Raw genomic sequence first — 26006 nt, 5'->3', positions numbered from 1 at the left:
TTCGAGAATGATGGTCACCATGACCCTCCACCGGCCCGCCCGACTGCTTGCAGCCCTCGCGGCCGGTGCGGCCATCGTTGGCGCGAGCGCCGCCTGCGACAGCGCGGCCAGCAGCCCCGAGGGCGCCATAGTCACCTCGTTCTACCCGATCCAGTTCGCCGCCCAGCAGATCACCGGCGGCGCCCTCCCGGTCAGTGTCCTGACCAAGCCCGGCGCTGAGCCGCACGACCTCGAGCTGACACCACAGGACGTTGCCGGGATGACCAAGGCACGCCTGGTCGTCTACGCCGACGGCTTCCAGCCGGCGGTCGACGACGCGATGGTCCAGGTCGACCCGTCCGCCGTCCTCGACGTGGCCGGCGCGGCCGACCTGGACCTGACGGGCACTGACGAGCACGAGGGCGAGACCGCCGACGAGCACGCAGAGCACGACCACGCCGGTGCCGACCCGCACTTCTGGCTCGACCCCCAGCGGTATGCCGCTGTGGCCAAGGCGATCGGCGCCCGGCTCTCGCAGGTCGACCCGGCCAACGCCGCGACGTATGCCAAGAACACCGAGGCGTTCGTCGACCGGCTCACCGCACTCGACACCGACCTGACCAGGGGCCTGCAGACCTGCCGCTCGCACGTGCTCGTGACCAGCCACGCGGCCTTCGGCTACCTCGCCGAGCGCTACGGCCTCGAGCAGCACGGCATCACCGGTGTCAGCCCGGACGCCGAGCCCAGCGCCGCGGCGCTCAAGCAGGTGGCCGACCTCGTCCGCGCCGAGGGCGTCACGACGATCTTCCAGGAGACGCTGGTCGAGCCGCACCTCGCCCAGACCGTCGCCACCACGACCGGCGCCACTCTCGCGACGCTCGACCCCGTCGAGGGGATCACGGACGCCTCGGCGGGCAAGGACTACTTCGAGGTGATGCACAGCAACCTCGCCGCGCTCCAGAAAGGACTGGGCTGCCAGTGACCGCTCCACCGCTTCGTGCCGCAGGCACCGCGCCGACCGGAGAGGCCGTCATCGACCTGGCCGGAGCGAGCTTCGGCTACGGCGACCGCGCCGTGCTCTCCGATGCCACCCTCACCGTCCGCCGCGGCGAGATCGTCGCGGTCGTCGGGCCCAACGGGTCCGGCAAGTCCACCCTCATGAAGGGCATCCTCGGCCTCAACGACCGGGTCGCCGGCCAGGTCACCCTCTTCGGGGTGCCCAGCGACGACGTGCGCGACCGCGCCCGGATCGGCTACGTGCCGCAGCGGCATACCCTCTCGGCGTCCGTGCGGGCCACGGCCGAGGAGATCGTCTCGACCGGCCGGCTCCCCCGCATCGGCTGGCTGGGCCGCCTCCGGGCCACCGACCGCCAGATCGTCGCGCGCTCCCTCGAGGTGGTCGGGCTGGCGGACCGGGCAGCGACGGAGGTGAGCACCCTCTCGGGGGGCCAGCAACGTCGCGTCCTCATCGCCAGGGCGCTGGCCGCGCAGCCCGATGTGCTCATCATGGATGAGCCCACCGCTGGGGTGGACGCGGCCAACCAGCACGTCCTCGCCGACGTGCTCGAGCGCCTCATCGACGGCGGCGTGACGATGGTCGTCGTCACCCACGAGCTCGGAGCCCTCGAGCGTCTCATCACCCGGATCGTCGTGGTGGACGCAGGCCGCATCCGCTTCGACGGGACGCCGCAGCAGTATGCCGTCGCGCGAGGCGCCGTCCACCACGACCACGACAGCCACCACCACGACGACGAGCTCGACGGCCATGACAACGGTGGCTCGCACCCGATGGCACGGTCGCTGCCGCACGGCCCGCTCGACGCGCGGGAGATCCCAGGAGGCCGGCCATGATCGACGTGCTCACCGTGGACTTCATGCAGCGCGCCCTCATCGCGGCCCTGCTCGTCGGGACGGTCGCTCCGATGGTTGGGATCTTCCTCGTCCAGCGGCGGCTGTCCCTCATCGGCGACGGCATGGGCCACGTCGCTCTCGCCGGAGTCGCGATCGGACTCGTCACCGGTGCCGCTCCGGTGCTCACCGCTCTCGTCGCGGCCGTGCTGGCCGCCGTCGTCATCGAGCTGCTGCGAGCCCGTGGCCGCACCAACGGGGACGTCGCCCTGGCGGTGATCTTCTACGGCGGCATCGCGGCGGGCGTGGTCATCATCAGCAGGTCGCCCGAGGGCACTCCGGCCAACCTCATGAAGTACCTCTTCGGGTCGATCCTGACGACCCAGCGCAGCGACCTCTACGTGTTCGCGGCCCTGGCCGTCATCATCTCGGTGACCACCTGGGCACTGCGCCCTCGACTGTTCGCGGTGGCCAACGACGAGGAGTACGCCCGCGCGGTCGGCATCCCGGTACTGCCGCTCAACATCGTGCTCGCCGTCCTCACCGCGACGACGGTCGTCGTGGCGATGCGCGTCGTCGGCCTGCTGCTCATCAGCGCGCTGATGATCGTCCCGAACGCGACCGCCCAGCTCGTGGCCCGGTCGTTCAGCAGCGGGCTGCGCTGGGCCATCGCCTTCGGCCTCGTGTCGTCCGTCGGTGGGGTCGTCCTCTCCTACCCGCTCGACACACCGTCGGGCGGCACCATCGTCCTGCTCGCGGTAGCGCTCTTCATCGTCACCGCGGTGAGCACCACCGTGGCGGCCCGGATGCGCAACCGGCGCCACGCCATGGCCGAGCGCCATCCGCACGAGCACGGCGTCGAGTGCGGTCACCGGGCCATCACCCACGGAGACCATGTCGACTACGTCCACGACGGGCACCTGCATGCCGCCCACGAGGGCCACTACGACGAGCATGGCGAGCTGACCTCGCACATGCACGAACCGAGCACGACCTCGACGACCGGAGGCGGACGATGAGCGGCACGACGAGCCGGCGACCCACCCGGCAGCAGGTGGCCGTCGCCGAGCTTCTCGAGCACACCGACGACTTCACCTCCGCCCAGACCGTGCATGCGCGGCTCCGCGAGGCGGGCGAGGGTGTCGGGCTCGCGACCGTCTACCGCGCCCTCCAGTCGATGGTCGAGGCCGGCACGGTCGACGTGCTGCGCACCGACGACGGCGAGGCCGTCTACCGCGCCTGCTCGAACCACCACCACCATCACCTGGTGTGCCGGGAGTGTGGCAAGACGGTCGAGGTCGAGGGGCCCACCGTCGAGAGCTGGGCCGACCAGGTGGCGAGCGAGCACGGCTTCACCGGCGTGACCCACAGCCTGGAGATCTTCGGCACCTGCGCCGACTGCAGTCCTCCCACCTGACCGAACGCCGCGTGCGGTGACGACGACCGGGTGGCTCAGCGGCTCCGGGGCGTGTCGACCGCTCCGCCGTACCGGCGGTCGCGCGCGACGTACTCCTCGATCGCGGACCAGAGGTCACGCCGGTCGTAGTCCGGCCAGAGCCGGTTCTGGAACACCATCTCGGCATAGGCCGACTGCCACAGCAGGAAGTTGCTCGTGCGCTGCTCACCCGACGACCTGACGAACAGGTCGACGTCAGGCATCGTCGGCTCCTCGAGGTAGCGCTGGATGGTCCGCTCGTCGACGCCGCTGGGCTTGAGCCGACCTGCCTTGGCGTCGTAGGCGATTCGCTGCACCGCATCGGCCAGCTCCGCGCGACCGCCGTAGTTCACGCAGAAGTAGAGCGTGAGCCCGGTGTTGTGCTTCGTGAGCTCCTGGGCGATCTCGAGCTCCTTGACCACCGACCTCCACAGGCGCGGCGTTCGGCCGACCCAGCGCATCCGGACGCCCCACTCGTGCAGCTGGTCCCGTCGCCGCCGGATCACGTCACGGTTGAACCCCATGAGGAAACGCACCTCGTCCGGCGAGCGGCGCCAGTTCTCGGTCGAGAACGCGTAGGCCGACAGATGGGTCACCCCGACCTCGATGGCCCCGGCGACCACGTCGAGCAGTGATGCCTCCCCGGCCTCGTGGCCCTTCGTCCGCGGCAGGCCGCGCTGGTTCGCCCAGCGGCCGTTGCCGTCCATGACGATGGCCACGTGGCGCGGCAGCAGCCCGCTCGGGATCGTCGGCGGCGTGGCGCCGGACGGGTGCGCGAAGGGCCTGGCGTAGGGCGGGGTCATGGGTCTCCGTCGAGGTCGCTGGGTGGGCTCAGGCACGCTCGACGAGAGGCAGGGACCGCAGGCCGCGCTCGATGTGCCACTGGAGGAAGGCTGCCACCATCCCGCTGCCCTGGCGGCGGTGACGCGGGTCGCTCGAGTCGGCCACGTCCCAGTCACCCGAGAGGAGTGCCGCGAGGAGCTCGAACGTCTCGGGCGCAGGCGCGCTCGACCCGGGTGGACGGCATACGGGGCAGACGGCGCCGCCGGACTGCACGTTGAAGGCACGGTGGGGCCCCAGCGCGCCGCACTTGGCGCAGTCGACGAAGCTCGGCGCCCAGCCCGCCACGGCGAGTGAGCGCAGCAGGTACGCGTCGAGGACGAGGCCGGGGTCGTGGGCGCGCTCGGCGAGCGAGCGAAGAGCGCCGGCGAGCAGGAGGTACTGCTGCGTCTGTGGCTCGTGCTCCTCCGTGAGCTGGATCGCGGTCTCGAGCATCGAGGTCGCGCAGGTGTACGCGGCGTACTCGCGGGCGATGGCGTCGCCGTACGGCGCGAGGGTCTCCGCCTGGGTCACGGTGTCGAGGTTGCGACCCTCGTAGCACTGGACATCGACGACCATGCCCGGCTCGAGGCGGGCGCCGAACCGCGACTTCGTCCGGCGGACGCCCTTGGCCACGGCGCGGACCCGGCCGCGGGTGCGGGTCAGCATCGTGATGATGCGGTCGGCCTCGCCCAGCTTGTGGGTGCGCAGCACGATCGCCTCGTCACGGTAGAGCGGCATGGCGCCATTGTCCCTCACGAGTCGAGTGGTCAAATCGACGTGCCGGGGCGCGTCGTGCACGGATCGCTCGGCGGGGAAGTGTTTCCACACGACCCACAGCCTGTCGAACACCTGTTCGAGGATCTGGGTTATCGTAGTCCTATGGACCTCACCCTTCAGGGGTCGCTGCTCGACCTCACCGACGACATGACCCTGCGCGACGTCCGCGCCGGCCTGCGCCGCCACGTGCTCGGCCAGGGGGCGTGGGTCGACGTCCGCCCAGGGTGGCTCGCCGCCGGCGACGAGCTGTTCACGGCGTTGCTGCACGACGTGCCATGGCGAGCCGAGCGGCGGCAGATGTATGACTCGGTGGTCGACGTCCCACGCCTGACCTGTTTCTACGCGCCTGACGAGCCGCTCCCCCACCCGATGCTCGTCGCCGCCCGCGACGCGCTGAGCGCCCACTATGCCGCCGAGCTCGGCGAGCCCTTCGTCACGGCGGGCCTGTGCCTCTACCGCGACGGCCGCGACAGCGTGGCGTGGCACGGCGACCGCATCGGCCGTTCGAAGGATCTCGACACCATGGTCGCGATCCTGTCGCTCGGCTCGGCTCGGACACTGGCGATGCGCCCGCGCGACGGCCATCTCGTCGCCGGGACCCGCCAAAAGAGCTTGCGCTTCCCGCTGGCCCATGGTGACCTCGTCGTCATGGGCGGCTCGTGCCAGCGGACGTGGGATCATTCGATCCCGAAGACATCCGACCCGGTCGGGCCGCGCATTTCCGTTCAGTTCCGTGTGGCGGGTGTCCGCTGACAGGAGACGATGTATGCCGTTTCGCCCGACCGCTGGCGACCTTCCCTTTCTCACGCACCTGGCGCAGGACTCCGCGCGCTTCCGCGCCGTGCTCGCGCAGGCCCCCGCGGCCAGCCGTGTCCCGACCTGCCCCGACTGGGACACCGACGACCTGATCTGGCACCTCGGCGAGGTCCAGTGGTTCTGGGGGGAGATCGCCGAGCGTCGCCTCACCGATCCGGCAGACCTCGAGGCCATGAACGCGACACGACGCGAGCGCCCCACCGACCGAGCCGGCCTCCTCGGCTTCTTCGACCAGTCCAGCGAGCGCCTCCAGCGAATGCTGACGCAGCTGCCTCCCGAGACCGAGCTGTGGATGTGGGCCGACGACCGCACGGCCGGCTACATCCGCCGCAGGCAGGCGCACGAAGCGTTGGTGCACCGCATCGACGCCGAGCTCACGGCCGGAGCCGACCGGGCGCCGATCGACTGTCGCCTGGCGGCCGACGGTGTCGACGAGGTGCTACGGATCATGCGTGGGTACGACCCCGAGCCCGGGCTGACGCACGTCGCGACAGGTCCGGGCGTGACGATCGCCACGGTCGACGCCATGCACTCATGGACCGTGACGCCAGTGCGTATCACCGGCACCGACGCGGACGGCGACGACATCGACGTCGAGAGGTTCCTCGTCAGCGACGGGCCGGATGACACCAGCGGACGCGACTCCGCCGCGGAGATCTGCGGCTCTGCGGCTGACCTCGACTGCTGGCTCTGGAACCGCCCGGCGCACGGCGAGATCACCCGAGAGGGTGACGCTTCGGCGCTCGCCGCCGTCGACCGCGTGCTCGGGCACTCGATCGACTGAGCGACTCCGGGCGGCCGCTCGGACTGCGTGTGCCCTCAGCCGGCCCGGACCGAGGTGTCCGCCGTGCGCCGACGCCGGGCCGGCAGCCAGGCGTGCGCCATCCCGGCAAGCGCCACGACAAGCGGGACGAACGCGAACAGATAGCGCGACCTGCCCTGGAAGACGAGGGTGAACGCGGCGATCCCGAGCACGGACACCGCGACGAGAACCGTCTCGCGGCGATAGGGCGCCCGCAGCAGGCCGAGGCCTGCGACGATGAGCACCGCGATCCAGAGCCCCTGGGCCAGGTCGGCCCGGAGCTGGTACCAGGTCCCGTGCAGCCCGTTGACCTCGTGCAGCACCTCGGTCGCCCCGGTGGCCGGCGCGAGGGCCTCCGGCGACGCGTCATTGCCCTCGCCCCAGGCCCAGAACATCCCGTCGCCCCAGTTCCAGGCCACCTTGTTGCCGTAGAACTCGGCGGTGCCGACGATGCCGCGCTCGCTCCACTGTCCGGAAAGCACCTGACCCGCATAGTCGCGCATCTGGCCCTGGGTCTGGCCGCGCACGGCCGTCACCATCTCGCCCGAGTAGGCCCCGTAGGCGACCGCGCCGGTCGAGCCCCGGTGCTCCAGCGACCCCATCGCGACCCACCACAGCAGCGGCGGCGTCACGGTGTCGTCGATCCGCGAGGAGTCGACCCCGGCCGAGGTCATCGAGGCGTTGGCCAGACCGGTGCCCAGCAGCACGAACCCCAGTACTGAGGCCGCACACGCGCCCACAACCCCCATCCGTCGTGCGGTCGGCAGCCCGTGGTCGAACGTCGCGATGACGGCCGTGAGCACGGCTGCGATGACCACCACGACCGGTGTCGTCTTGATGGAGTACGCGATCGTGATCGCCGCAATCGCCAGCACCCACATGATGATCCGGGTCGACCGCCGGCCTGGAGCGAGTGCCTTGTCCGCCAGAGCGACACCGCCCACGACGAACGGCATCGCATAGAAGTCGGTGTATGGCACGCTGAGCCACGGGCTCGTGCCAACCAGTGCGAGCGTCGCGAGCTGCGCCGCAAGGGCCGGGCCTCGGCCGGCCACGCGCACGACGAGCAGGTGGACGGCATACACCGTCACGGCCACGCAGATGCCGTTGAGCGTGATGAGCACGGCATCAGGCGAGAGGCCGAGGCTCCTGCCCACCTCGACGCCGAGCCGGTCGATGGCAAGCAGCGGGAGGTTGTTCGGGAAGAGCGAGAGGTAGCCGTAGTCGGAATCGGTCAGCGGTCGGCCGCCGCTGACCGAGCGCGCCATGTCCATGATGACGCGCGCGTCCCAGCCGTACTCGTACCGGCCCATCAGGCCGACCCACGTGGCAAGGACGCCGCCACCGACCGCGACGACGACGGGCACCCAGAGGTTCTCCACCCAGCGCGGCACGTGGGCGACGGCGGCGACGACAAGCACCACGAGGACCGTTGGGACGACGACCTGCCAGCGGTACTCGATGTTCGCCGCGCGGGGCGCCACGAGCGCCACGACGGCGACGGCCACGAGAACGACCCCCGTCAGCCTGAGCAACGCTCTGCCGACGGGGGTCTCCATGGGCTCAGACGGTACCGGACCGTGGGGTCCGGAGTCTCAGCTGTCCCGCTCTGCGCGGTTGACCGCCGACACGATGGCCTTGATCGAGGCGGTGACGATCGAGGGGTCGACGCCGACGCCCCACAGCACGCGGTCCCCCACCGCGCACTCGACGTATGCCGCCGCACGGGCGTCGCCACCGGCCGACAGGGCGTGCTCGTGGTAGTCGAGGACCCGCACGTCTGGGGTGTCCGGGACAGCGGACAACGCGTCGACGAAAGCGGCGATCGGGCCGTTGCCCGTGCCGTTGACCGTCGTGGGCTCACCCCTGTCGTGCAGCGTCGCCTCGATCGTGGTGGCACCGTCGACGGTCGAGTCGGTGACGACGTTGACGAGGTCGAAGCGGCCCCAGGCACGGGCCGGGTCGGGCAGGTACTCGTCGCGGAACCTGGACCACAGGTCGGCCGGGGACACCTCGCCGCCGTCCTGGTCCACACCACGCTGGACGACGCCCGAGAACTCGATCTGGAGCCGCCGCGGCAGGTCCATCTGGTGCTCGGTCTTCATGATGTAGGCGACGCCACCCTTGCCGGACTGGCTGTTGACGCGGACGACGGCCTCGTAGGAGCGACCGAGGTCGTGCGGGTCGATGGGCAGGTAGGGCACTCCCCAGACGAGGTCGTCGACGCTCGTGCCCTTCTCCTTGGCCTCGGCGGCCATCGCCTCGAACCCCTTCTTGATCGCATCCTGGTGCGAGCCGGAGAAGGCGGTGAAGACGAGGTCGCCGCCGTAGGGGTGGCGCTCGTTGACCGGGAGCTGGTTGCAGTGCTCGACCGTGCGTCGAATCTCGTCGATGTCGCTGAAGTCGATCTGCGGGTCGATGCCCTGGCTGAACAGGTTCATGCCGAGCGTGACGAGGCACACGTTGCCGGTGCGCTCGCCGTTGCCGAAGAGGCACCCCTCGATCCGGTCTGCACCGGCGAGGTAGCCCAGCTCGGCGGCTGCGACTCCGGTGCCGCGGTCGTTGTGCGGGTGCAGCGACACGACGACGGACTCGCGCCGGTCCAGGTGCCGGATCATCCACTCGATGGAGTCGGCATAGACGTTCGGCGTCGCCATCTCGACCGTGGCCGGGAGGTTGACGATCATCTTGTGGTCCGGCGTCGGGTCGATGACGTCGATGACCGCGTTGCAGATCCGCATGGCGAAGTCGAGCTCGGTGCCGGTGTAGGACTCCGGCGAGTACTCGTAGTAGATCGTCGTGTCCGGGACGGACTCCTCGAGCTTGCGGCACAGCCTCGCCGCCTGGACCGCGATGTCGATGATGCCGTCCTGGTCGAGGCCGAACACGACCCGCCGCTGGAGGGCCGACGTCGAGTTGTAGAAGTGCACGATCGCCTGCTTGGCGCCGGCGATGGCGTCGTAGGTGCGCTCGATGAGGTGGTCGCGGCACTGCGTCAGCACCTGGATCGTCACGTCGTCAGGGATGTGGTTGCCCTCGATGAGCTCACGGCAGAAGTCGTAGTCGGTCTGGCTCGCCGACGGGAAGCCGACCTCGATCTCCTTGTAGCCCATCTTCACGAGCAGCTGGAACATGCGCAGCTTGCGCTCGGAGTTCATCGGGTCGATGAGGGCCTGGTTGCCGTCGCGGAGGTCGACGGCGCACCAGCGGGGGGCGCGGTCGATGCGCCTGGTCGGCCAGGTGCGGTCAGGAAGGTCGAAAGGCAGCTGCTCCTGGAACGGCACGTACTTCTGGAACGGCATACCGGACGTCTGCTGAGGGTGGATCATCGCTTCGCTCTCTCGTCTTTCGGTGTCTCTGCGGGTGTCCGGCCGGACACGAGAAACTCCGCGACGAGGGGGGCCGGGATCAGGCCTCGCCGCGGCAGCGAAGGAGGAGCTGCGCCGAACGCATGCCAACACCGTATTCCGGTCGGCTGGCTCGCGTCCACAGGTCGGGCGAGCTGCCCGGATCGTGAGACCGCTTCAGGACCGGTGCGTGGCTATCCGGTTCTGGTGAGTCTGGGTTTGAGTCTGCGGCTCAGTCTGCGTTCGGGGTCGCGCCGGCGACATCCGTCGCGGGCTGATCTGTAGACAGCGAGGCGGGGCTGGTGCCGGCGTCGGCGATCAGCTCCTCCGGACGCGGCGGCACGGTCTGGTCGTCCTCGAGAATCTCGAGCTCGTGGTCTGGCTGCTCGCTCATGATCGCCTCCCGCCTCAAGGGTATTCCCGCACGACGCCGCCCGTCACGAGCCGCTGGGACCACGCCCGAGGCCCGGCGGAGGCTCAGAACCCGAGGCGCTGAAGCTGCTTCGGGTCGCGCTGCCAGTCCTTGGCGACCTTGACGTGCAGGTCGAGGAACACTCGCTGTCCCAACAGCGCCTCGATCCCCTTGCGGGCGTTCGTACCGACCTCGCGCAGGCGTGAGCCGCCGCGGCCGATGACGATGGCCTTCTGGCTCGGTCGCTCGACGAACACGTTGACCCGGACGTCGAGAAGTGGGTTGTCCTCGGGCCGGCCCTCGCGCGGGACCATCTCCTCGACCACGACGGCGAGCGAGTGGGGCAGCTCGTCCCGCACGCCTTCGAGAGCCGCCTCCCGGACGAGCTCTGCGATCATGACCGCCTCCGGCTCGTCGGTGAGGACGCCATCGGGGTAGAGCTGGGGCGACTCCGGGAGGTACGACGACAGGACCTCGCGCACCACCTCGACCTGCTCGCCGGACACGGCCGAGCAGGGCACGATGTCGTCCCAGTCGCCGAGCCGGTCGATGGCGATGAGGTGCTCGGCCACGCGGTCGCGGTCGACGGCGTCGGCCTTGGTCGCGAGGGCGACGACCGGTCGTCTACGCACCGACCGCAGCTCCTTGAGCTCGTTCGCGATGAAGGCGTCGCCCGGGCCGGGTCGCTGGTCGGCGGGCAGGCAGAAGCCGACGACGTCCACCTCCAGGAGCGTCTCGCGCACGAGGTCGTTGAGCCGCTCACCGAGCAGGGTGCGCGGCTTGTGCAGGCCCGGGGTGTCCACGAGGATGAGCTGCGCCTTCTCGGTCGTCGCGACACCCCGGATCGTGTGTCGCGTCGTCTGCGGCTTCGACGAGGTGATCGCGACCTTCTGGCCGACGAGCGCGTTGGTCAGCGTCGACTTGCCGGCGTTGGGCCGGCCTACGAGACAGGCGAACCCGGCGCGGTATGCCGCCGTGTGCCCGTGGGAGGAAGCTCCCCCGCCCTGCGTGTCGTCAGCGTCCTGCGGTGTGGCCATGAGCGTCCTCCGTCTCGCTGTGCTCGCCGTCAGTGTGCTCCCGCGCCACGCGGTGGACGATCACCGACGCGACCCGATGGCGCCGGCCCGCCATGCGTTCCGCGGTGAGCTCGAGCCCGGCGACCGTGCCGGACGAGCCGACGATCGGCACCCGGCCGATGACCTTCGTCAGCAGACCACCGACGGTGTCGACGTCCTCCTCGTCGATCGTCACGTCGAACATCTCGGCAAGGTCGTCGATGTCCATCGACGCCGGGACCCGCAGCGTGCCGTCCTCGAGCTGCTCGACGCCGGGCGCCTCCCGGTCGTGCTCGTCGGCGATCTCGCCGACGATCTCCTCGATGATGTCCTCGATGGTGACCAGGCCGGCCGTGCCGCCGTACTCGTCGACGACGATGGCGAAGTGGCTCTGCTCCAGCTGCATCTCCCGCAGCAGGTCGTCCACCGGCTTGCTTTCGGGGACGAAGTGCATCGGCCGCATCACCTCGGCCGCGGGGTGCCGGGCGTCCTCGGGTGCGGCGTTGAGGCGCCGGGCGACGTCCTTGAAGTAGAGCAGGCCACGCACGTCGTCGCTGTCGTCGCCGACGACGGGGATCCGGGAGAAGCCGGAGCGCAGGAAGAGGGACATCGCGCTGCGCAGAGTCTTGTCCGCATCCAAGGTGACCATGTCGGTGCGCGGCACCATGACCTCGCGAGCCACGGTGTCACCGAGCTCGAAGACCGAGTGGATCATCTCCCGCTCGTCCTCCTCGATGACGTCGGACTCGCCTGCGATGTCGACGAGATCCCGCAGCTCGGACTCCGTCTGGAACGGGCCGTTGCTGTAGCCCTTGCCGGGCGTGACCGCGTTGCCGAGCACGACGAGCAGCTTGGCGACGGGGCCGAGGATCCGGCGAAGACCGACGGCGAAGGGTGCGGCCCACAGTGCCACGGTGTCGTAGTTCTGCCGGCCGAGCGTGCGTGGCGATACGCCGACGACGACGAACGAGACGACCGCCATGATCGCGATGCTGATGAGCAGGCGGCTCCACGTCTCGGTGACCTGCCCGGCCACGGCGAGGGTCACGAGCACGGCAGTCGTCGCCTCCGCGACGACGCGCAGGAAGGCGATCACCGAGAGGTATGCCGGTGAGTCGGCGACCACGGTGAGCAGCGACTTCGCACCCGAGCGGCCCTCGTCGAAGAGCTCCTGCGCACGGACCCGGGACATCCGGAAGATGGCGGCCTCCGCCGCCGAGAGCAGGAAGGCCACGACGATGCTGATCAGGGCCGGCAGGACGAACTGCGGAAGCATGGTGGTCTCTCGTCTCGCCGCTCAGGCCGTCGGTCGGTTGCGCGTGGCCAGGAAGGTCAGCAGCAGCTGACGCTGGAGCTCGAACATCTCGCGCTCCTCGTCCGGCTCGGCGTGGTCGTAGCCGAGCAGGTGCAGCAGGCCGTGGGTCGTCAGGAGCAGCATCTCCTCGATCGGCGCATGCCCGGCCTCGAGCGCCTGCTTCGTCGCGACGGACGGGCACAGCACGATGTCACCGAGCGTGCCCTCCTCGGGCTCCTGGCCCTCTCGCCCGGGACGCAGCTCGTCCATCGGGAAGCTCATCACGTCGGTCGGGCCCGGCAGGTCCATCCACTGCTCGTGCAGGACCGCGATGGCGTCCTCGTCGACGAGCTTGATGCACAGGTCCGCCTGGGGGTGCACCCGCATCTGGTCCATGACGTACCGGGCACAGGCGAGCAGCTCGAGCTCGTCGACGTCGTGGTCGGTCTCGTTGAGCACGTCGATGCTCATGCGCCTGCCTCCATGCCGTCGCCCGGCGCGGAGGTCTGGGACGACCCTGACGTCGACGGCGACTGGGACGGCCTCGACGACTGGCTTCGGGGCTTGTGCGCCGCCCGGTTGGCCCGGCGCTCGCGCAGCATCTCGTCGCGCTCGTAGGCATCGACGATGGCGCTCACGAGCCGGTGCCGCACGACGTCGTGTGAGGTCAGCTCGGCGAAGTGCACGTCCTCGATCCCGTCGAGGATGTCGCGCACCACTTTCAGACCGGAACGAGTGCCGCCGGGCAGGTCGATCTGGGTGATGTCGCCCGTCACCACCATCTTCGAGCCGAAGCCGAGCCGGGTCAGGAACATCTTCATCTGCTCGCTGGAGGTGTTCTGCGCCTCGTCGAGAATGATGAACGCGTCGTTCAACGTGTTGTGGGTGACGAGGAAGTCGTCGGTCACATAGAGGGAGTCCTCCGACGCAACCTGGATGCACATCGTCTCCTGCGCGCCGACGTGCTCGATGGACTCGATATGACGCATCGGCCGTCCACCCCCGGTGAGGTTGAACTTCGTGGCCTTGCGCGGAAGCCAGAACGGCGGCAGCCCGGCCGGCAGCCGGATGTCGATCACATAGGCGTCCGCGTTGTGGGGCACGGGTCGTCCCTTGGCGAGCCCGGGGGGGCGTCCGGAAGCTGCCCGGGTGCGAGAGTAGGCGACGCCTCCGAGCGAGCGGACGAGGAAGATGACGTCGTCGCGAAGCCGGGATGACGTCGTGCAGTACTGGACCCGGCACGTGCGCGCATCCTGGGTTACTGGTCCTCCGTCGGTGTCGAGGATCCCCCTGAGCAGCGACAGGCGGTTGGCGGCCGAGGAGTAGAGGTACGAACTGGGAACGAACTTCGTCGACGACCGGGTGCCGGCGAGACCCAGCTCCCTGAGCACGCTGGTCAGCGGGTTGGCGACCCCAATCCCGCCACCGCTGATCGGTCGTCGCCGGAGAACGTAGTCGTAACCCCCCTTGTGCACCATCTCGACACCCTCGAGGCGGGCCTCGAGCTCCGTCGCCAGATCGTCGTCCGCCGTTGTGAACGACGGCGTGGTCGCCGTGGTGAGGCACCCGTCGCCCAGGAGGAGGCCTAGCGCATACGGATCCATCGGCAGATCGCCGCCCTCGAACTCGACCGGCCCGACGAGGGGCAGCTCGTAGCGGCGGATGTAGCCGCGGCGGAGCTTGCCGCTCATGTCCTTCGTCTGGATCGTCCGCCACCTGTTCTTGCGGCGGTCCTCCGGCGTCCGGACCGTCCAGAGGTGCTCGCCGCAGCAGAGCGTCGAGGCACTGTCCTGTGTCGTCACCCGATAGACGTCCTTGTAGCCCTGCGGGTAGACACCGATCACAGGCGTGGGCAGGCCGTCCGACCCGACCACGAGGTCGCCGACCTGCAGCGAACCGAAGTCCCTGAAGCCCGACGGGGTCAGCACCTGGCTGTCGAGCGGTTGAGCACGGCCACGCATGTATGCCAGGGGCGCGACCTCGATCGTCCCTGACGCCATGAGCTTCGGGATCGACTCGGGCGAGATCATGTCGTGCAGTGCGTCATAGAGCGGCCGGAGGTACGGGTCGATCTTGTCGTTGAGGGTGCCCGGCAGGAAGCCGAGCCGCTCCCCCGCCTCCACGGCCGGGCGGGTCAGGATGATCCGGTCGACCTGCTTGGCCTGCAGCGCGGCGACCGCCTTGGCCATCGCGAGGTACGTCTTGCCGGTTCCGGCCGGCCCGATGCCGAAGACCACGGTGTGGCTGTCGATCGCGTCGACGTAGCGCTTCTGGTTCAGCGTTTTCGGGCGGACGGTGCGGCCGCGGTGGCTGACGATGTTCATCGTCAGCACGTCTGCCGGGCGCTCGATGGTCTGGTTGCGCAGCATCGAGATCGACCGCTCGACGGCATCGCGGTTGAGGGGCTGCCCGGTCTCGACGATGACAAGGAGCTCGTCGAGGAGCGAGTCGATGATCTCCAGCTCGCCGGCCGGGCCGGTGAAGGTCATCTCGTTGCCACGGACGTGGGTGTCCACGAGCGGGAACTGGCGCTCCATGGTCCGCAGGAGCTCGTCCCGCGGCCCGAGCAGCGCGACCATCTCGATCGGCGGCGGGATCTGCCGGGTCAGCACCGGCGTGTCGCCCGCACCCGTGGTGTCGGGCGACTCGGACGTCAGGGGGTCGGTGTCGTGGGGCTCGGGTCGGCCGGGGTGAGCGTCATTCATCGTGTCAACGAGTCTACGTGGGCAGGCCGGACGACCTCACCACGAAATCGGCCAGGTCGCGGCTCTGCTGCACCCGGGACGGCTCGTGCACATACATCATGTGACCGGCCTCGTAGTACGCGTGCTCGATGTTGGCCACAGACTCCTGCGGCAGCTGCAGGTGCGCGACGACGTCCTCCGCCGCGAAGTGCGGCGTCGCGCCGTCGTAGTAGCCGTAGGCGATGTGGACGCGCAGGTGCGGGTTCTGCCGCATCGCCCGCTCCAGCTGCGGGGACACGTCGACCGGCCGCCCTTCGAAGTCCTTGAACGACCACGGGTGCACGATGCGGGAGATCTGCTCGTAGTGCAGGTCGTTGCTGTAGCCGAGCTCGTCGCGCACGTAGTGGTTCCACGCGGCGGCATACGGCCCGGTGATGGCGTCCATCGAGGGGTCCGCGTCCATGTTCTCCGCGATGGCGCTCGCCGCCGGTCCGGTGAAGCGGGAGTCGAGCCTGCCCACGGACAGCCGCTGGTCACGCAGCAGCTCGGTGAAGTAACGCCAGTGCTCGATGCGCAGGTCGGCCCGGTCGATGTAGTCCTCGCTCAGGCCGGACAGCCGGGCCACGGTCGCCACGGCCTCGGCGCGTTCCGACGAAGTCAGCCGGTTGCCACGCGACAGGACCCACGGGTAGTCGCGCGCGGCATACGTCTGTGCCTCCTCGAGGACGGATCGAAGGGAACGTCGGCCGTGCTTGCCGTGGTAGTGGGCCACGGCGGCGTAGGTCGGCAGGTAGAGCGCGTGGGCGCGGTCGTTGCGCTGCTTGTCGAAGTCGATCGACGACAGGTCGAGGACGCTGGAGATGAGGATGAGCCCGTTGGGGTACATCCCGTAGCGCTCCTGCAGGTGGGCGGTCAGCGCGGCGCCACGAAGCGTGCCGTAGGACTCACCGGCGACGAACTTCGGAGACATCCAGCGCTTGTTGCGCGAGGTCCACAGCCGGATCAGCTCTCCGACGGACTCGATGTCCTTCTGGTAGCCGTGGTACTCGCCCGGCTTTCCGCCTTCCACGGCACGCGAGTACCCCGTCGACATGGGGTCGATGAACACGAGGTCGCTGACGGCGAGCAGCGACTCGGCGTTGTCGGTGAGGGAGTACGGCGGGGGCTTGAGGTCGCCGGCATCACCCATGACGACGCGGCGGGGGCCGAAGAGCCCGAGGTGCAGCCACACGCTGGAGCTTCCGGGGCCGCCGTTGAACGCGAACGTCACGGGCCGCGTGCGCACGTCGGCCTCATCGAGCACGTAGCTGGTCATCGACAGCTCCGCGCGCGGCTTGTTGCCGCCGAAGGTGCCGTCCTTGTGCTCCTCCTCACGCAGCACCACCCTTCCGGTGGTGGCCGTGTAGCTCAGGCGCCGGCGCCCGACGCGCAGCGTGTGCTTCGTGGTGACGAAGTCGTCGACTGGCTCTGGTGCCTTCGCATCAGCGGGACCTTCCGCCTTGCCCTGCTCGGACTCTGTTGCGGCAGAACCCTTTTCGGGGGCCGCCTTCGACGGCTGCTCGTCGCTCACACCATCCGCCCCTCGGTGAACCGCGTGCCGGCGAGCACGTGCACGTGGGCATGGAAGATCGTCTGCCCGGCCGCGCTGCCGGTGTTGACGATCATCCGGTTCGCGTCCACGACACCCTCCTGCCTGGCGACCGTCGAGGCGAGCCGGAAGACGTCGGCGAGGTCGTCGGCCGAGGCGGCGGCGAGTGCGCCGACCGTCGGCTCGTGACGCCGCGGCACGACGAGCACGTGGATCGGCGCTGCCGGGTTGATGTCGCGGAACGCCACGGACCGCTCGCTCTCGGCCACCCGGTCCGAGGGGATCTCGCCCGCGACAATCTTGCAGAAGAGGCAGTCACTCTGGGTCTGCGAGGTCATGTGTGCACCCTAGGCATGTCAACCGGAACGTGCACGTAGGCGTCATGGGTCCGTGAGAACGTTGGGTATGCCGGTCGGCCCGCTCAGCGACCCCGCGACCTCGGGCGCCGCCGACCCAGGACGGGGTGGCGATACAGGTCTGCCGGCCGACCCTGACGTCGCGATCACCGAGCTGTACCACGCGCACTGGCACCGCCTCGTGCGCCTGGCCTGGCTGCTGCTGCGCAACCAGCTCGCCGCAGAGGACGTCGTGCAGGACGCCTTCGTGGCCACGCACCGACACTGGCCCTCGATCCGCGAAGGTGGGCGCGTCGTCGGCTACCTCCAGACCGCCGTGGTCAACGGCTGCCGCTCCGTCCAGCGACACCAGGTCGTGGTGGACCGCCAGAACGCGCGCGACGCGTCGGCCGCGGACGCACCCTGGCGCGACGCCCATGGCAGCGCCGAGACGGAGGCCCTCGGGACGGCACGACGTGACGCCATGATCGACGCGCTCCGCGACCTTCCCGAGCGGCAGCGCGAGGTGCTCGTACTCCGCTACTACTCGGACCTGTCCGAGGCCCAGATCGCCCAGACCCTCGACATCTCGCCGGGCGCCGTCAAGACACACGCACACCGGGGCCTGTCGGCCCTGCGCAACACCATCGACCCCTCGGAGCTGTCATGAACACCGAACCCGGACGCCCCACCCCGGGCCGCAGGGACGAGGAGCCGGTGCGCATCGGCGCCGGCCTGAGGCCCGTCGAGGAACACCTCCGCCGGTCGCTCGCGAGCGAGGCGCAGCACATCTCCCCGACGGAGCGTCTCGCCGCGATCCTCGACGACGCCCACGTGGCCGAGTCGAGCACGACCCACCGCCCGCACCGCTGGCTCGTGCCCGCCGCGGCTGCGGCGGTCGCCCTCCTCGTAGGCGGGACCGTCTGGGCGGTCAACCGGCCGTCCGGGAGCCACCCGTCCGTCGCCGGGAGCACGGTCGCCACGTCCCAGCAGACCTCGAGCGTCTCCTCGTCTGCTCCCTCGAGCGTGCCGACCAGCACCGCCACCGGCCCGACGACCTCGGCCACGACCCCCGAGGTCCCGCCTGCCATGGTCACGGTGTCCCTGCCCGTCTACTACGTCGGGCCGGTGGCCCCGGGCAGCGACCAGCGACGCCTCTTCCGAGAGTTCGTGCCGGTGGAGATGCCGAAGTCCGCCACGCCCGAGGACAAGGCCCTGGCAGCCCTCCGGCGCGCGTTCGGTCCGCCGAACCTCCTGCCGTCGAGCCCACCGTACGACTCGCCCTGGGCTGCGTCGGTGCCATTGGCCGTGACCGTGGCCGACGGCCAGATCACCGTCGAGCTGTCGACCGGCCTCGATCAGACACCCACCGGCGGCGGCGAGCTCGCCGTCCAGCAGATCGTGTGGACGGTGCAGGCCGCCATCGGGCAAGGCGCCCTTCCGGTCCGCATCACCGTCCCCCAGGACGCCGACCTCGCGCCCGGGCTGCCCAGTACCACGACCTACAACCGACCGACCGACCAGATCGAGGTGCTGACGGTCGTCGCCCCGGTGTGGATCGACCAGCCGTACCGCGGGCAGGTGCTCAAGGCCGGCCGGCACCTGGATGTCAGCGGCCTGGCCAGCACTTTCGAGGCCAACGTCCAGTGGCAGCTGCTCAAGTCGGGGACCGAGGTCGAGTCGGGCTTCACCACGGCTGACGCCGGCGCGCCGCAGCGGGGTAGCTACTCGTTCCGCACCAGCACGGCGCTCGATCCCGGCAGCTACGTGATCCGCGTCTACGAGTCCAGCGCCAAGGACGGGTCCGTCGCAGCCGAGCAGCGAATCCCCTTCACCGTCCGCTGACCCCGCGCCTTGCGCCACGCAGGCTCCGCGCTGCCGCTCCCCTCGGGAGTCAGCGCCAGCGGGACTGGGCGCTGAGCACCGCCAGAGCGGCGGGACCGGCCGACGAGGCACGCAGGATCGTGCGACCGAGCCGCACCGGGCGGGCCCCGGCCTCGGTCAGCGCCACGATCTCCCGGTCGGTGATCCCGCCTTCCGGACCGACGACGACCAGCACATCGCCACCGTCCGGCAGCCGCACATCCGTAAGGGCCTCGCTCGCGTCCTCGTGCAGCACGAGGGTCAGGGCCGCGGTGCCCACCCGGCCGACGAGCGACGTGAGGTTCACCGCGGGCGCTGTCAGCGGCATACGGGCGCGGCGGGACTGCTTGGTCGCACGGGTCACCACGGCCTCCCACTTGGCGAGCGACTTCGCGGCCCGCTCGCCGCGCCACACGACCACGGAGCGCTCCGCCTGCCACGGCACCACCTCGTCGACGCCCAGCTCCGTCGCCGCCTCGACCGCCTGCTCGTCCCGGTCGCCCTTGGCGAGCGCCTGCACGAGCACGAGCCTGGGGGCGGGCTCGGGCTCCTCACTCAGCGAGACCACCACTCCACTGACACTCGCGCGGTCGACGTATGCCGCTTCGACGAGCGCCCGGCGCCCCGCGCCGTCCGCGACGAAGAACCGCTCCCCCGGCTTGATCCGCACGACCGCGGCAGCGTGCCGGCCTTCGTCACCATCGAGCAGCAGGGTCGAGCCCACGGCCGCCCCCGCGACGACCTCGCGACCGGCCAGGAACAGCTGATGGGTCACGGGGTGCTCACCGAGCGCTCACTTGTCCTTGAACGCGTCGCGCAGCTTGCCGAAGAGGCCTTTGTTCGCGGGCGTCAGTCGGCCCTCCGGACGCTCCTCGCCCCGCAGCGCCGCGAACTGGCGCAGCAGCTCCTGCTGCTCCTCGGTCAGCCGCGTCGGGGTCTGCACGGTGGCATGCACGAGCAGGTCACCGCGGCCGCCGTGGCGCAGGTGCGTGACGCCGAGCCCGCGCAGGGTCAGGACATCGCCGCTCTGGGTGCCCGGGCGGATCTCGAGGTCCTGCATGCCGTCGAAGGTGGAGAGCTTCACGGTCGTGCCCAGCGCAGCAGCCGCCATCGGCAGCTCGACGCTGCAGTGGAGGTCGTCCGCGCGCCGGGTGAAGGTGTCGTGGTTGAGCACCCGGATCTCGACGTACAGGTCGGCCTTGGGGCCGTTGCCGGGCCCGGCCTCACCCTCGCCGGTCAGCTGGATGCGGGTGCCAGTGTCGACCCCGGCCGGCACCTTGAGCTTGAGCGTGCGCCGGGTGCGGACGCGGCCGTCGCCGGAGCAGTCGTGGCACGGGTCGGTGAGAACGGTGCCGTAGCCCTGGCAGTTGACGCAGGGGCGCGAGGTCATCACCTGGCCGAGGAAGCTGCGCTGGACCTGCTGCACCTCGCCCGCGCCGTGGCAGATGCCACAGGTCTGCCGGCCCGTGCCGGGCTCGGCGCCGTCGCCGCCGCAGCGGACGCAGCCGATCGCGGTGTCGAGGGTCAGCTCCTCCTCGGAGCCGAAGACCGCCTTGGCGAGGTCGATGTCGAGCCGGACGAGCGCGTCCTGACCGCGCTGGACCCGCGACCGCGGGCCACGGCTGCCGGCGGCCGCGCCGGCTCCGAAGAAGGCGTCCATGACGTCGCTGAACGAGAAGCCCGCGCCCGCGCCGAAGCCGCCGCCGGCGGTCGCGAACGGGTCGGCGCCGAGGTCGAAGGAGCGACGCTTCTGCGGGTCCGACAGCACCTCGTAGGCCTGCGAGACCCGCTTGAACTCCTCCTCGGCCTCCGGGCCGGGGTTGACGTCCGGATGGAGCTTGCGGGCAAGCCGGCGGTAGGCCTTCTTGATCTCCTCCTGACTTGCGTCGCGGGAGACACCGAGGACGGCGTAGTAGTCGTTCAAGCGGGTGTTCCTTCAGTGCGTGGCGTTCGGGCCGTGCAGGCGCGGCTCGCGTCGGTGTCGGTCAGGTTCTGAGGTCAAGGCTGGTTCGGTTTGTTCGGGCTGTTCGGGGCGGATGCTGGGAAGCGGTGGCGGAAGGGCTGCGCGGTCGGCACGGTCACGTCGAGCGGTTGTCGTCGAGGACCTCGGACACGTAGCGCGCCACGGCACGCACCGTCGCCATCGTCGTGGGGTAGTCCATGCGAGTCGGGCCGAGCACGCCGAGGCTCGCAATGCGCTCGCTGCCTGAGCCGTACCCCATCGACACGAGCGAGGTGGTCTGGAGCCCGGTCACAGGGTTCTCTGAGCCGATGCGCACGGAGACCAGCTCGGGGTCGTCGCCGAGCTGGCCGAGCAGGCGCAGCAGCGTGACGTGCTCCTCGAGGGCCTCGAGGATCGGCCCGATCGTCCGTGAGAAGTCGGCGGTGGCCGCACGCGCGAGGTTGGCCTGCCCGGCGAGCACGACCCGCTCCTCCCGCTCCTCGGCGAGGGCGTCGCCGAGTGCGGAGACCACCGCACCCAGCGCCGGGCGGTCGGCCTCGTCGGCTTCCTCGACCAGCCGGCGCAGCTGGGTCGTGGCGACCGCGAAAGGCACACCGGCCGCGACGTCGTTGACCTTGCTCCGCAGCCACGCGATCAGGGCCTCACCGTCGGTGTCGACGACCGAGCGCCCCGTGTCGACGACGCGCTGCTCCACGCGCCCGGTGTTGACGATGAGGACGATCATCAGGTGGCTCGCGCCGATGGGGACGAACTCGATGTGGCGCACCGTCGACCGCGTCAGCGATGGGTACTGCACGACCGCGACCTGTCGGGTCAGGCTGGCCAGCAGCCGCACCGTCCGGTCGACGACGTCATCGAGGTCGACGGCTCCCTCGAGGAAGTGGGAGATCGCTCGTCGCTCCCCGGCACCGAGCGGCTTGATCTGGCTGAGCCGGTCGACGAAGACGCGGTACCCGGCATCGGTCGGCACGCGGCCGGCAGAGGTGTGCGGGGCGTGGATCAGGCCCTCTTCCTCGAGCTGTGCCATGTCGTTGCGAACCGTCGCGGCGCTGACCCCGAGGTGGTGGCGCTCGACGAGCGCCTTGCTGCCCACCGGCTCGGATGTCTGGACATAGTCCTGGACGATGGCGCGCAGCACCATCAGCTTGCGCTCCTCGCTCATCGCGACACCTCCTCGCCTCGGCCTGGCACTCTCGTGACCCGAGTGCCAAGTCTACGTCGCCGCGTCCCGTTCTCCGATTTCATCCCACCGTATGCCGCCGACCCCCGCTGCATCGAGCGTGCCGTCACGACGGGCGCCTCGGCGCGTCGACGGGATGGCCCAGACCGCGTGGCGGTCGACGGTCACGGCGTCCACGCGGCATACCGTGTGGGCTTGTGTCTTCCATGGATCGCTACGGATCGGACGTCTTGAGCGGCGACTGGCGAGCGCCCCGGCGCGGGCGCTCGGTCGACCTGCCGGCCGAGCCTGACCTCGTCGTCGAGGAGGTCGAGACCGGCTGGGTCGGCGCCGTCGTGCGGGTCGAGAAGGCGGGCGGGATGCACGTGGTCCACCTCGAGGACCGCCGTGGCCGCACCAAGGCGTTCCCGCTCGGGCCGGGATTCCTCGTCGACGGACGGCCCGTCACCCTGACCAAACCCGTCGCGGCAGCGTCGACGGCCCTGGCCGAGGCCCGGCGCGCCGACGCCCGGACGGCGAGCGGTTCCGTCGCCGTCCACGGCGCCCGGGCGCGGGTCGCAAGCGGCTCGCGGATCTACGTCGAAGGCCGTCACGACGCCGAGCTCGTGGAGAAGGTGTGGGGCGACGACCTTCGGGTCGAGGGCGTGGTCGTCGAGCTGATGGACGGCGTCGATGACCTCGCCGGCATCGTCGCGGAGTTCCAGCCGGGCCCCGGACGACGTCTCGGCGTGCTCGTCGACCACCTCGTGCCCGGCACCAAGGAGGCACGAGTGGTCGAGCAGGCCGGCGCCCTGCCTGGGATCGCCCAGCACGTGAAGATCCTCGGACACCCGTACGTGGACGTGTGGCAGTCGGTGCGGCCCGAGCGGCTCGGCTGGCAGCAGTGGCCGGTCATCCCGCGCGGCACCTCGTGGAAGCACGGCATCTGCGATGCCCTCGGCTGGCCGCACGACACGCAGACCGACATCGCGTTGGCGTGGAAACGCATCCTCGGGACCGTGCGCACCTACGCGGACCTCGAGCCGGCGCTGCTCGCGAGCGTCGAGGAGCTCATCGACTTCGTCACCGAGCCCGGGGCCTGAGCCACGGGGTGGCGGCTACCGCTTGCGGCGGCCGGGGAAGACCACGAGGTCGATGACGCGCTCCTTGACCGAGGTGAACGGCGGCTGGACGACGCCGAGCAGGTCCGGCTTCGTGGGCAGCGACAGCACCGGCTTGGTGTGCGAGAACAGCTCGACCGAGCGCTCGCCATGGTAGGTCCCCATGCCGCTCGGCCCCACGCCTCCGAACGGCAGCCCGGGCACGGCCAGGTGTGCCAGCGGCACGTTGAAGTTCAAGGCACCGGACGACGTGTCGCGCACGAAACGGCGCCGAGTCTGCGCGTCGTCGGTGAAGACATAGAGCGCGAGCGGCTTGTCCCGCGCGGTGATGAATGCGATGGCAGCGTCGACGTCGGCGACCTCGACGAGCGGGAGGACCGGGCCGAAGATCTCCTCCCGCATCACCGGGTCGTCGCCCGAGACCTCGTCGACGATGGTGGGCTCGAGGTAGCGGCTCGTCGCGTCCGACCGTCCACCGCTGACCACCTTGCCCGCGTCGACGAGGGCCGTGAGCCGTCCGAAGTGGCGGTCGTTGACGATCCGGCCGTAGTGGTCGGAGACGCTCGGATCGTCGCCGTACAGATCCCCGATCGCCTTGACCAGCAGGGGTTTCAGCGCATCGAGGGTCGTCCTCGACCCGAGGACGTAGTCGGGCGCCACACACGTCTGGCCGGCGTTGGTGAACTTGCCCCACACGATGCGCCGGGCCGCAACCTCGAGATCCGCGTCGTCGGCGACATAGGTCGGTGACTTGCCCCCGAGCTCGAGCGTGACCGGGGTCAGGTGCTTGGCGGCCGCCTCCAGCACGATCCGGCCGACCGCGCCGTTGCCGGTGTAGAAGATGTGGTCGAACCGCTCGGCCAGCAACGCTGTGGTCTCGGGGACGCCGCCCTCGACGATGTGAACGGCGGCTGGGTCGAGGTATGCCGGCACGAGACGCGCCATGGCACGCGAGGTCGCGGGCGCCACCTCGCTGGGCTTGATGACCGCGGCGTTGCCCGCCGCGAGAATGCCGACGAGGGGCGTGAGGGTCAGCTGGATCGGATAGTTCCACGGAGCGATGACGAGGACCACGCCGAGCGGCTCGCGGACGACCTTCGCGCGCCCCGGCACGAGCGAGAGGGGGACGGACACGCGGCTCGGGCGCAGCCATGACCGCAGGTGCCGCAAGGTGTGGTCGATCTCGGCGACGACGAAGCCGATCTCTGTGACCCACGCCTCGGTGCCGGCCTTGCCGAGGTCGTCCTGCAGCGCCTGGGCGAGCTCGCTCTCCCTCTCGACCAGGAGGCGCCGCAGCGCGCGCAGCTGTTCGACCCGCCAGGCGTACGGCTTGGTGACGCCGCGGTCGAACGCGGCACGGGCCTGTTCGAGCGCGGTCGTGGCAAGGGTCCGCGAGTCGGTGGGGTCGACCGCCGGGCTGTCGGGCGTGCGAACGGTGTCAGTCATGAGGTCCTTCTTCGTCATTGCTCGTCAGGCCGCAAGGAGCCGGTGCACCACGGTGTCAGCCAAGAGTCTGCCGCGCCGGGTCAACACGACCCGACCGCCCCGCACCGCGGCCGGGCCGTCGATGAGCCCGTCTGCGATGAGGCCGGCCACGGCCGTGCGGCCCGATCCTCGCAGATCCTCCATCGGCAGGCCGTCCACGAGCCTGCTGCCGAGCAGCACCCGCTCGTCGTAGCGTTGCTCGGGGGAAAGGGTCTCGCGCGCATGAGCGGGCGACACCCCGGAAGCCAGCCGGGCGGCATACGCGCTCGGGTGCTTGACGTTCCACCAACGCACCCCGCCGACGTGGCTGTGTGCGCCCGGCCCGATGCCCCACCAGTTCGTCCCGGCCCAGTAGGCGACGTTGTGGCGACAGCGCGTCGCCTCCGAGCGCGCCCAGTTGCTCACCTCGTACCAGCCGAAGCCGGCACGCGTCAGCGTGTCGTCGGCGAGCTCGTACTTGTCGGCCTCGTCGTCGTCCTCCGGGGCGGGCACCAGGCCGCGGCGCACCTGGGCGGCGAGCTTGGTCCCCTCCTCCACGACGAGTGCGTAGGCCGAGATGTGGTCTGGTTCGAGCGCGACGGCGGTGTCGAGACTGAGCTGCCAGTCGTCGAGGGACTCCCCCGGCGTGCCGTAGATGAGGTCGACACTCACCTGCAGACCCGCGTCACGCGCGGACTCGACGGCCCGCGCGACGTTGTCCGGGTTGTGCGTGCGGTCGAGAGTGCGCAGGACATGTGGGACGGCCGACTGCATGCCCACGGAGACGCGGGTGAACCCGCCTTCGGCAAGCTCGCGCAGCGACTCCGGCGTCACCGAGTCCGGGTTCGCCTCCGTCGTCACCTCGACGTCGGGTGCCAGACCGAACCGCGAGCGTATGCCGTCCAGCATCGTTACGAGATCGCGCGAGCTGAGCATTGTCGGAGTGCCACCACCCACGAAAACCGTTGATACGACGGGAGACTCGTCACCGAGAACAACCCGTGCCAGGTCGAGCTCGCGATCGACCACCGAGGCATAGTTGACCACTCCCACCCTGGCGTCCGGCCCGCCCAGCTCGGTCAGTGTGTAGGTGTTGAAGTCGCAGTAGCCGCACCGCACCGAGCAGAACGGCACGTGGACGTAGATGCCGAGGTCCGTGGCCGCGAGGCCGGAAAGCGCGGAGTCGGGCAGCTCCCCCGACGACGGCGCGGGGTCGCCGTCGGGAAGGGCGGAGGGCGGCAT

At 70.3% G+C, this 26006-nt stretch carries 25 protein-coding genes and 2 pseudogenes; 9 read left to right on the top strand and 18 right to left on the bottom strand.

What is annotated here, in order from left to right:
• Nucleotides 1-19 precede the first annotated feature (19 nt).
• Genes ACYVLP_RS11340 through ACYVLP_RS11325 form a run of 4 tightly spaced genes read left to right on the top strand, consistent with a single transcriptional unit; the run spans nucleotide 20 to nucleotide 3244 of the window.
• On the top strand, nucleotides 20-961 hold the full coding sequence (locus ACYVLP_RS11340; RefSeq protein ID WP_460627448.1) for a metal ABC transporter substrate-binding protein: 942 nt from the start codon (nucleotides 20-22) through the stop codon (nucleotides 959-961).
• On the top strand, nucleotides 958-1830 hold the full coding sequence (locus tag ACYVLP_RS11335; RefSeq protein WP_460627447.1) for a metal ABC transporter ATP-binding protein: 873 nt from the start codon (nucleotides 958-960) through the stop codon (nucleotides 1828-1830). Before ACYVLP_RS11340 ends, ACYVLP_RS11335 begins: the two co-directional genes overlap by 4 nt.
• Nucleotides 1827-2846: a metal ABC transporter permease gene (locus ACYVLP_RS11330; RefSeq protein ID WP_460627446.1), complete on the top strand. Its 1020-nt coding sequence runs from the start codon at nucleotides 1827-1829 to the stop codon at nucleotides 2844-2846. Before ACYVLP_RS11335 ends, ACYVLP_RS11330 begins: the two co-directional genes overlap by 4 nt.
• A complete protein-coding gene (locus ACYVLP_RS11325) occupies nucleotides 2843-3244 on the top strand; it encodes a Fur family transcriptional regulator (protein WP_460627445.1) in 402 nt (133 codons plus the stop codon). The genes ACYVLP_RS11330 and ACYVLP_RS11325 overlap by 4 nt, the downstream gene beginning before the upstream one ends.
• A gap of 35 nt (nucleotides 3245-3279) precedes the next feature.
• Here ACYVLP_RS11325 and ACYVLP_RS11320 read toward each other — a convergent pair whose 3' ends face one another.
• Together ACYVLP_RS11320 and recO are read right to left on the bottom strand one after the other, a co-directional pair.
• On the bottom strand, nucleotides 3280-4065 hold the full coding sequence (locus ACYVLP_RS11320) for an isoprenyl transferase (RefSeq protein WP_460627444.1): 786 nt from the start codon (nucleotides 4063-4065) through the stop codon (nucleotides 3280-3282).
• Nucleotides 4066-4093: 28 nt separating this feature from the next.
• A complete protein-coding gene (gene recO, locus ACYVLP_RS11315; protein ID WP_460627443.1) occupies nucleotides 4094-4822 on the bottom strand; it encodes a DNA repair protein RecO in 729 nt (242 codons plus the stop codon).
• Nucleotides 4823-4963: 141 nt separating this feature from the next.
• Here recO and ACYVLP_RS11310 point away from each other — a divergent pair, with 141 nt between their 5' ends.
• Complete coding sequence (locus tag ACYVLP_RS11310; RefSeq protein ID WP_460627442.1) at nucleotides 4964-5614, top strand: alpha-ketoglutarate-dependent dioxygenase AlkB; 651 nt, start codon at nucleotides 4964-4966, stop codon at nucleotides 5612-5614.
• A 13-nt stretch (nucleotides 5615-5627) separates the two neighbouring features.
• A complete protein-coding gene (locus ACYVLP_RS11305; RefSeq protein ID WP_460627441.1) occupies nucleotides 5628-6461 on the top strand; it encodes a maleylpyruvate isomerase family mycothiol-dependent enzyme in 834 nt (277 codons plus the stop codon).
• 35 nt (nucleotides 6462-6496) lie between these two features.
• Here the strand turns inward: ACYVLP_RS11305 and ACYVLP_RS11300 are convergent, their stop codons facing one another.
• The 10 genes and pseudogenes from ACYVLP_RS11300 to ACYVLP_RS11255 all read right to left on the bottom strand — a co-directional run bounded on the left by ACYVLP_RS11300 (nucleotide 6497) and on the right by ACYVLP_RS11255 (nucleotide 17197).
• Nucleotides 6497-8038, bottom strand: coding sequence for a glycosyltransferase family protein (locus ACYVLP_RS11300; RefSeq protein ID WP_460627440.1), 1542 nt, complete (start codon nucleotides 8036-8038; stop codon nucleotides 6497-6499).
• Between the two features lie 36 nt (nucleotides 8039-8074).
• On the bottom strand, nucleotides 8075-9808 hold the full coding sequence (gene leuA / locus ACYVLP_RS11295; RefSeq protein ID WP_460627439.1) for a 2-isopropylmalate synthase: 1734 nt from the start codon (nucleotides 9806-9808) through the stop codon (nucleotides 8075-8077).
• A gap of 250 nt (nucleotides 9809-10058) precedes the next feature.
• A complete protein-coding gene (locus ACYVLP_RS11290; protein WP_460627438.1) occupies nucleotides 10059-10220 on the bottom strand; it encodes a hypothetical protein in 162 nt (53 codons plus the stop codon).
• A gap of 83 nt (nucleotides 10221-10303) precedes the next feature.
• Nucleotides 10304-11275, bottom strand: coding sequence for a GTPase Era (gene era / locus ACYVLP_RS11285; protein ID WP_460627437.1), 972 nt, complete (start codon nucleotides 11273-11275; stop codon nucleotides 10304-10306).
• The gene (locus ACYVLP_RS11280) at nucleotides 11253-12569 is read right to left on the bottom strand and encodes a hemolysin family protein (RefSeq protein WP_460627436.1); all 1317 of its coding nucleotides are present in this window, start codon (nucleotides 12567-12569) and stop codon (nucleotides 11253-11255) included. Before ACYVLP_RS11280 ends, era begins: the two co-directional genes overlap by 23 nt.
• A gap of 21 nt (nucleotides 12570-12590) precedes the next feature.
• A complete protein-coding gene (gene ybeY / locus ACYVLP_RS11275; protein WP_452268004.1) occupies nucleotides 12591-13058 on the bottom strand; it encodes an rRNA maturation RNase YbeY in 468 nt (155 codons plus the stop codon).
• A pseudogene (locus ACYVLP_RS11270) lies at nucleotides 13055-13465 on the bottom strand (PhoH family protein); the annotation flags it as partial. The gene ybeY and the pseudogene ACYVLP_RS11270, both read right to left, overlap by 4 nt.
• Before the next feature lie 1071 nt (nucleotides 13466-14536).
• Nucleotides 14537-15292, bottom strand: a pseudogene (locus ACYVLP_RS11265) (PhoH family protein); the annotation flags it as partial.
• 13 nt (nucleotides 15293-15305) lie between these two features.
• Nucleotides 15306-16841 (bottom strand): S10 family peptidase, encoded by a 1536-nt coding sequence (locus ACYVLP_RS11260; protein WP_460627435.1) that lies wholly within the window; start codon nucleotides 16839-16841, stop codon nucleotides 15306-15308.
• Nucleotides 16838-17197 (bottom strand): HIT domain-containing protein, encoded by a 360-nt coding sequence (locus tag ACYVLP_RS11255; protein ID WP_460627434.1) that lies wholly within the window; start codon nucleotides 17195-17197, stop codon nucleotides 16838-16840. Before ACYVLP_RS11255 ends, ACYVLP_RS11260 begins: the two co-directional genes overlap by 4 nt.
• Before the next feature lie 52 nt (nucleotides 17198-17249).
• Here ACYVLP_RS11255 and ACYVLP_RS11250 point away from each other — a divergent pair, with 52 nt between their 5' ends.
• Nucleotides 17250-17864, top strand: a complete 615-nt coding sequence (locus ACYVLP_RS11250) for an RNA polymerase sigma factor (RefSeq protein ID WP_460627433.1) — start codon at nucleotides 17250-17252, stop codon at nucleotides 17862-17864.
• Nucleotides 17861-19039, top strand: coding sequence for a Gmad2 immunoglobulin-like domain-containing protein (locus tag ACYVLP_RS11245; RefSeq protein WP_460627432.1), 1179 nt, complete (start codon nucleotides 17861-17863; stop codon nucleotides 19037-19039). The genes ACYVLP_RS11250 and ACYVLP_RS11245 overlap by 4 nt, the downstream gene beginning before the upstream one ends.
• Before the next feature lie 49 nt (nucleotides 19040-19088).
• Here ACYVLP_RS11245 and ACYVLP_RS11240 read toward each other — a convergent pair whose 3' ends face one another.
• The 4 genes from ACYVLP_RS11240 to ACYVLP_RS11225 all read right to left on the bottom strand — a co-directional run bounded on the left by ACYVLP_RS11240 (nucleotide 19089) and on the right by ACYVLP_RS11225 (nucleotide 22377).
• The gene (locus ACYVLP_RS11240; RefSeq protein WP_460627431.1) at nucleotides 19089-19832 is read right to left on the bottom strand and encodes a 16S rRNA (uracil(1498)-N(3))-methyltransferase; all 744 of its coding nucleotides are present in this window, start codon (nucleotides 19830-19832) and stop codon (nucleotides 19089-19091) included.
• 18 nt (nucleotides 19833-19850) lie between these two features.
• Nucleotides 19851-20981 carry a molecular chaperone DnaJ gene (gene dnaJ / locus ACYVLP_RS11235; RefSeq protein ID WP_452268010.1) on the bottom strand — a complete coding sequence of 377 codons (1131 nt, stop codon included), beginning with the start codon at nucleotides 20979-20981 and terminating at the stop codon, nucleotides 19851-19853.
• A gap of 154 nt (nucleotides 20982-21135) precedes the next feature.
• Entirely contained in the window at nucleotides 21136-22182 is a 1047-nt protein-coding gene (gene hrcA, locus ACYVLP_RS11230; protein WP_452268011.1) for a heat-inducible transcriptional repressor HrcA, read from the bottom strand.
• 51 nt (nucleotides 22183-22233) lie between these two features.
• Nucleotides 22234-22377 (bottom strand): hypothetical protein, encoded by a 144-nt coding sequence (locus ACYVLP_RS11225; RefSeq protein WP_460627430.1) that lies wholly within the window; start codon nucleotides 22375-22377, stop codon nucleotides 22234-22236.
• Between the two features lie 29 nt (nucleotides 22378-22406).
• Between ACYVLP_RS11225 and ACYVLP_RS11220 the strand changes: the two genes are divergently transcribed.
• Nucleotides 22407-23282, top strand: coding sequence for a DUF3097 domain-containing protein (locus tag ACYVLP_RS11220; RefSeq protein WP_460627429.1), 876 nt, complete (start codon nucleotides 22407-22409; stop codon nucleotides 23280-23282).
• Between the two features lie 15 nt (nucleotides 23283-23297).
• On the opposite strand, the gene ACYVLP_RS11215 is transcribed toward ACYVLP_RS11220, so the two are convergent.
• Complete coding sequence (locus ACYVLP_RS11215) at nucleotides 23298-24746, bottom strand: aldehyde dehydrogenase family protein (protein WP_460627428.1); 1449 nt, start codon at nucleotides 24744-24746, stop codon at nucleotides 23298-23300.
• A 24-nt stretch (nucleotides 24747-24770) separates the two neighbouring features.
• Nucleotides 24771-26006, bottom strand: coding sequence for a radical SAM family heme chaperone HemW (gene hemW, locus ACYVLP_RS11210; protein ID WP_460627427.1), 1236 nt, complete (start codon nucleotides 26004-26006; stop codon nucleotides 24771-24773).

It is taken from the genome of Intrasporangium mesophilum (assembly GCF_054783095.1).
This window is presented reverse-complemented; position numbering and strand designations above follow the sequence as displayed.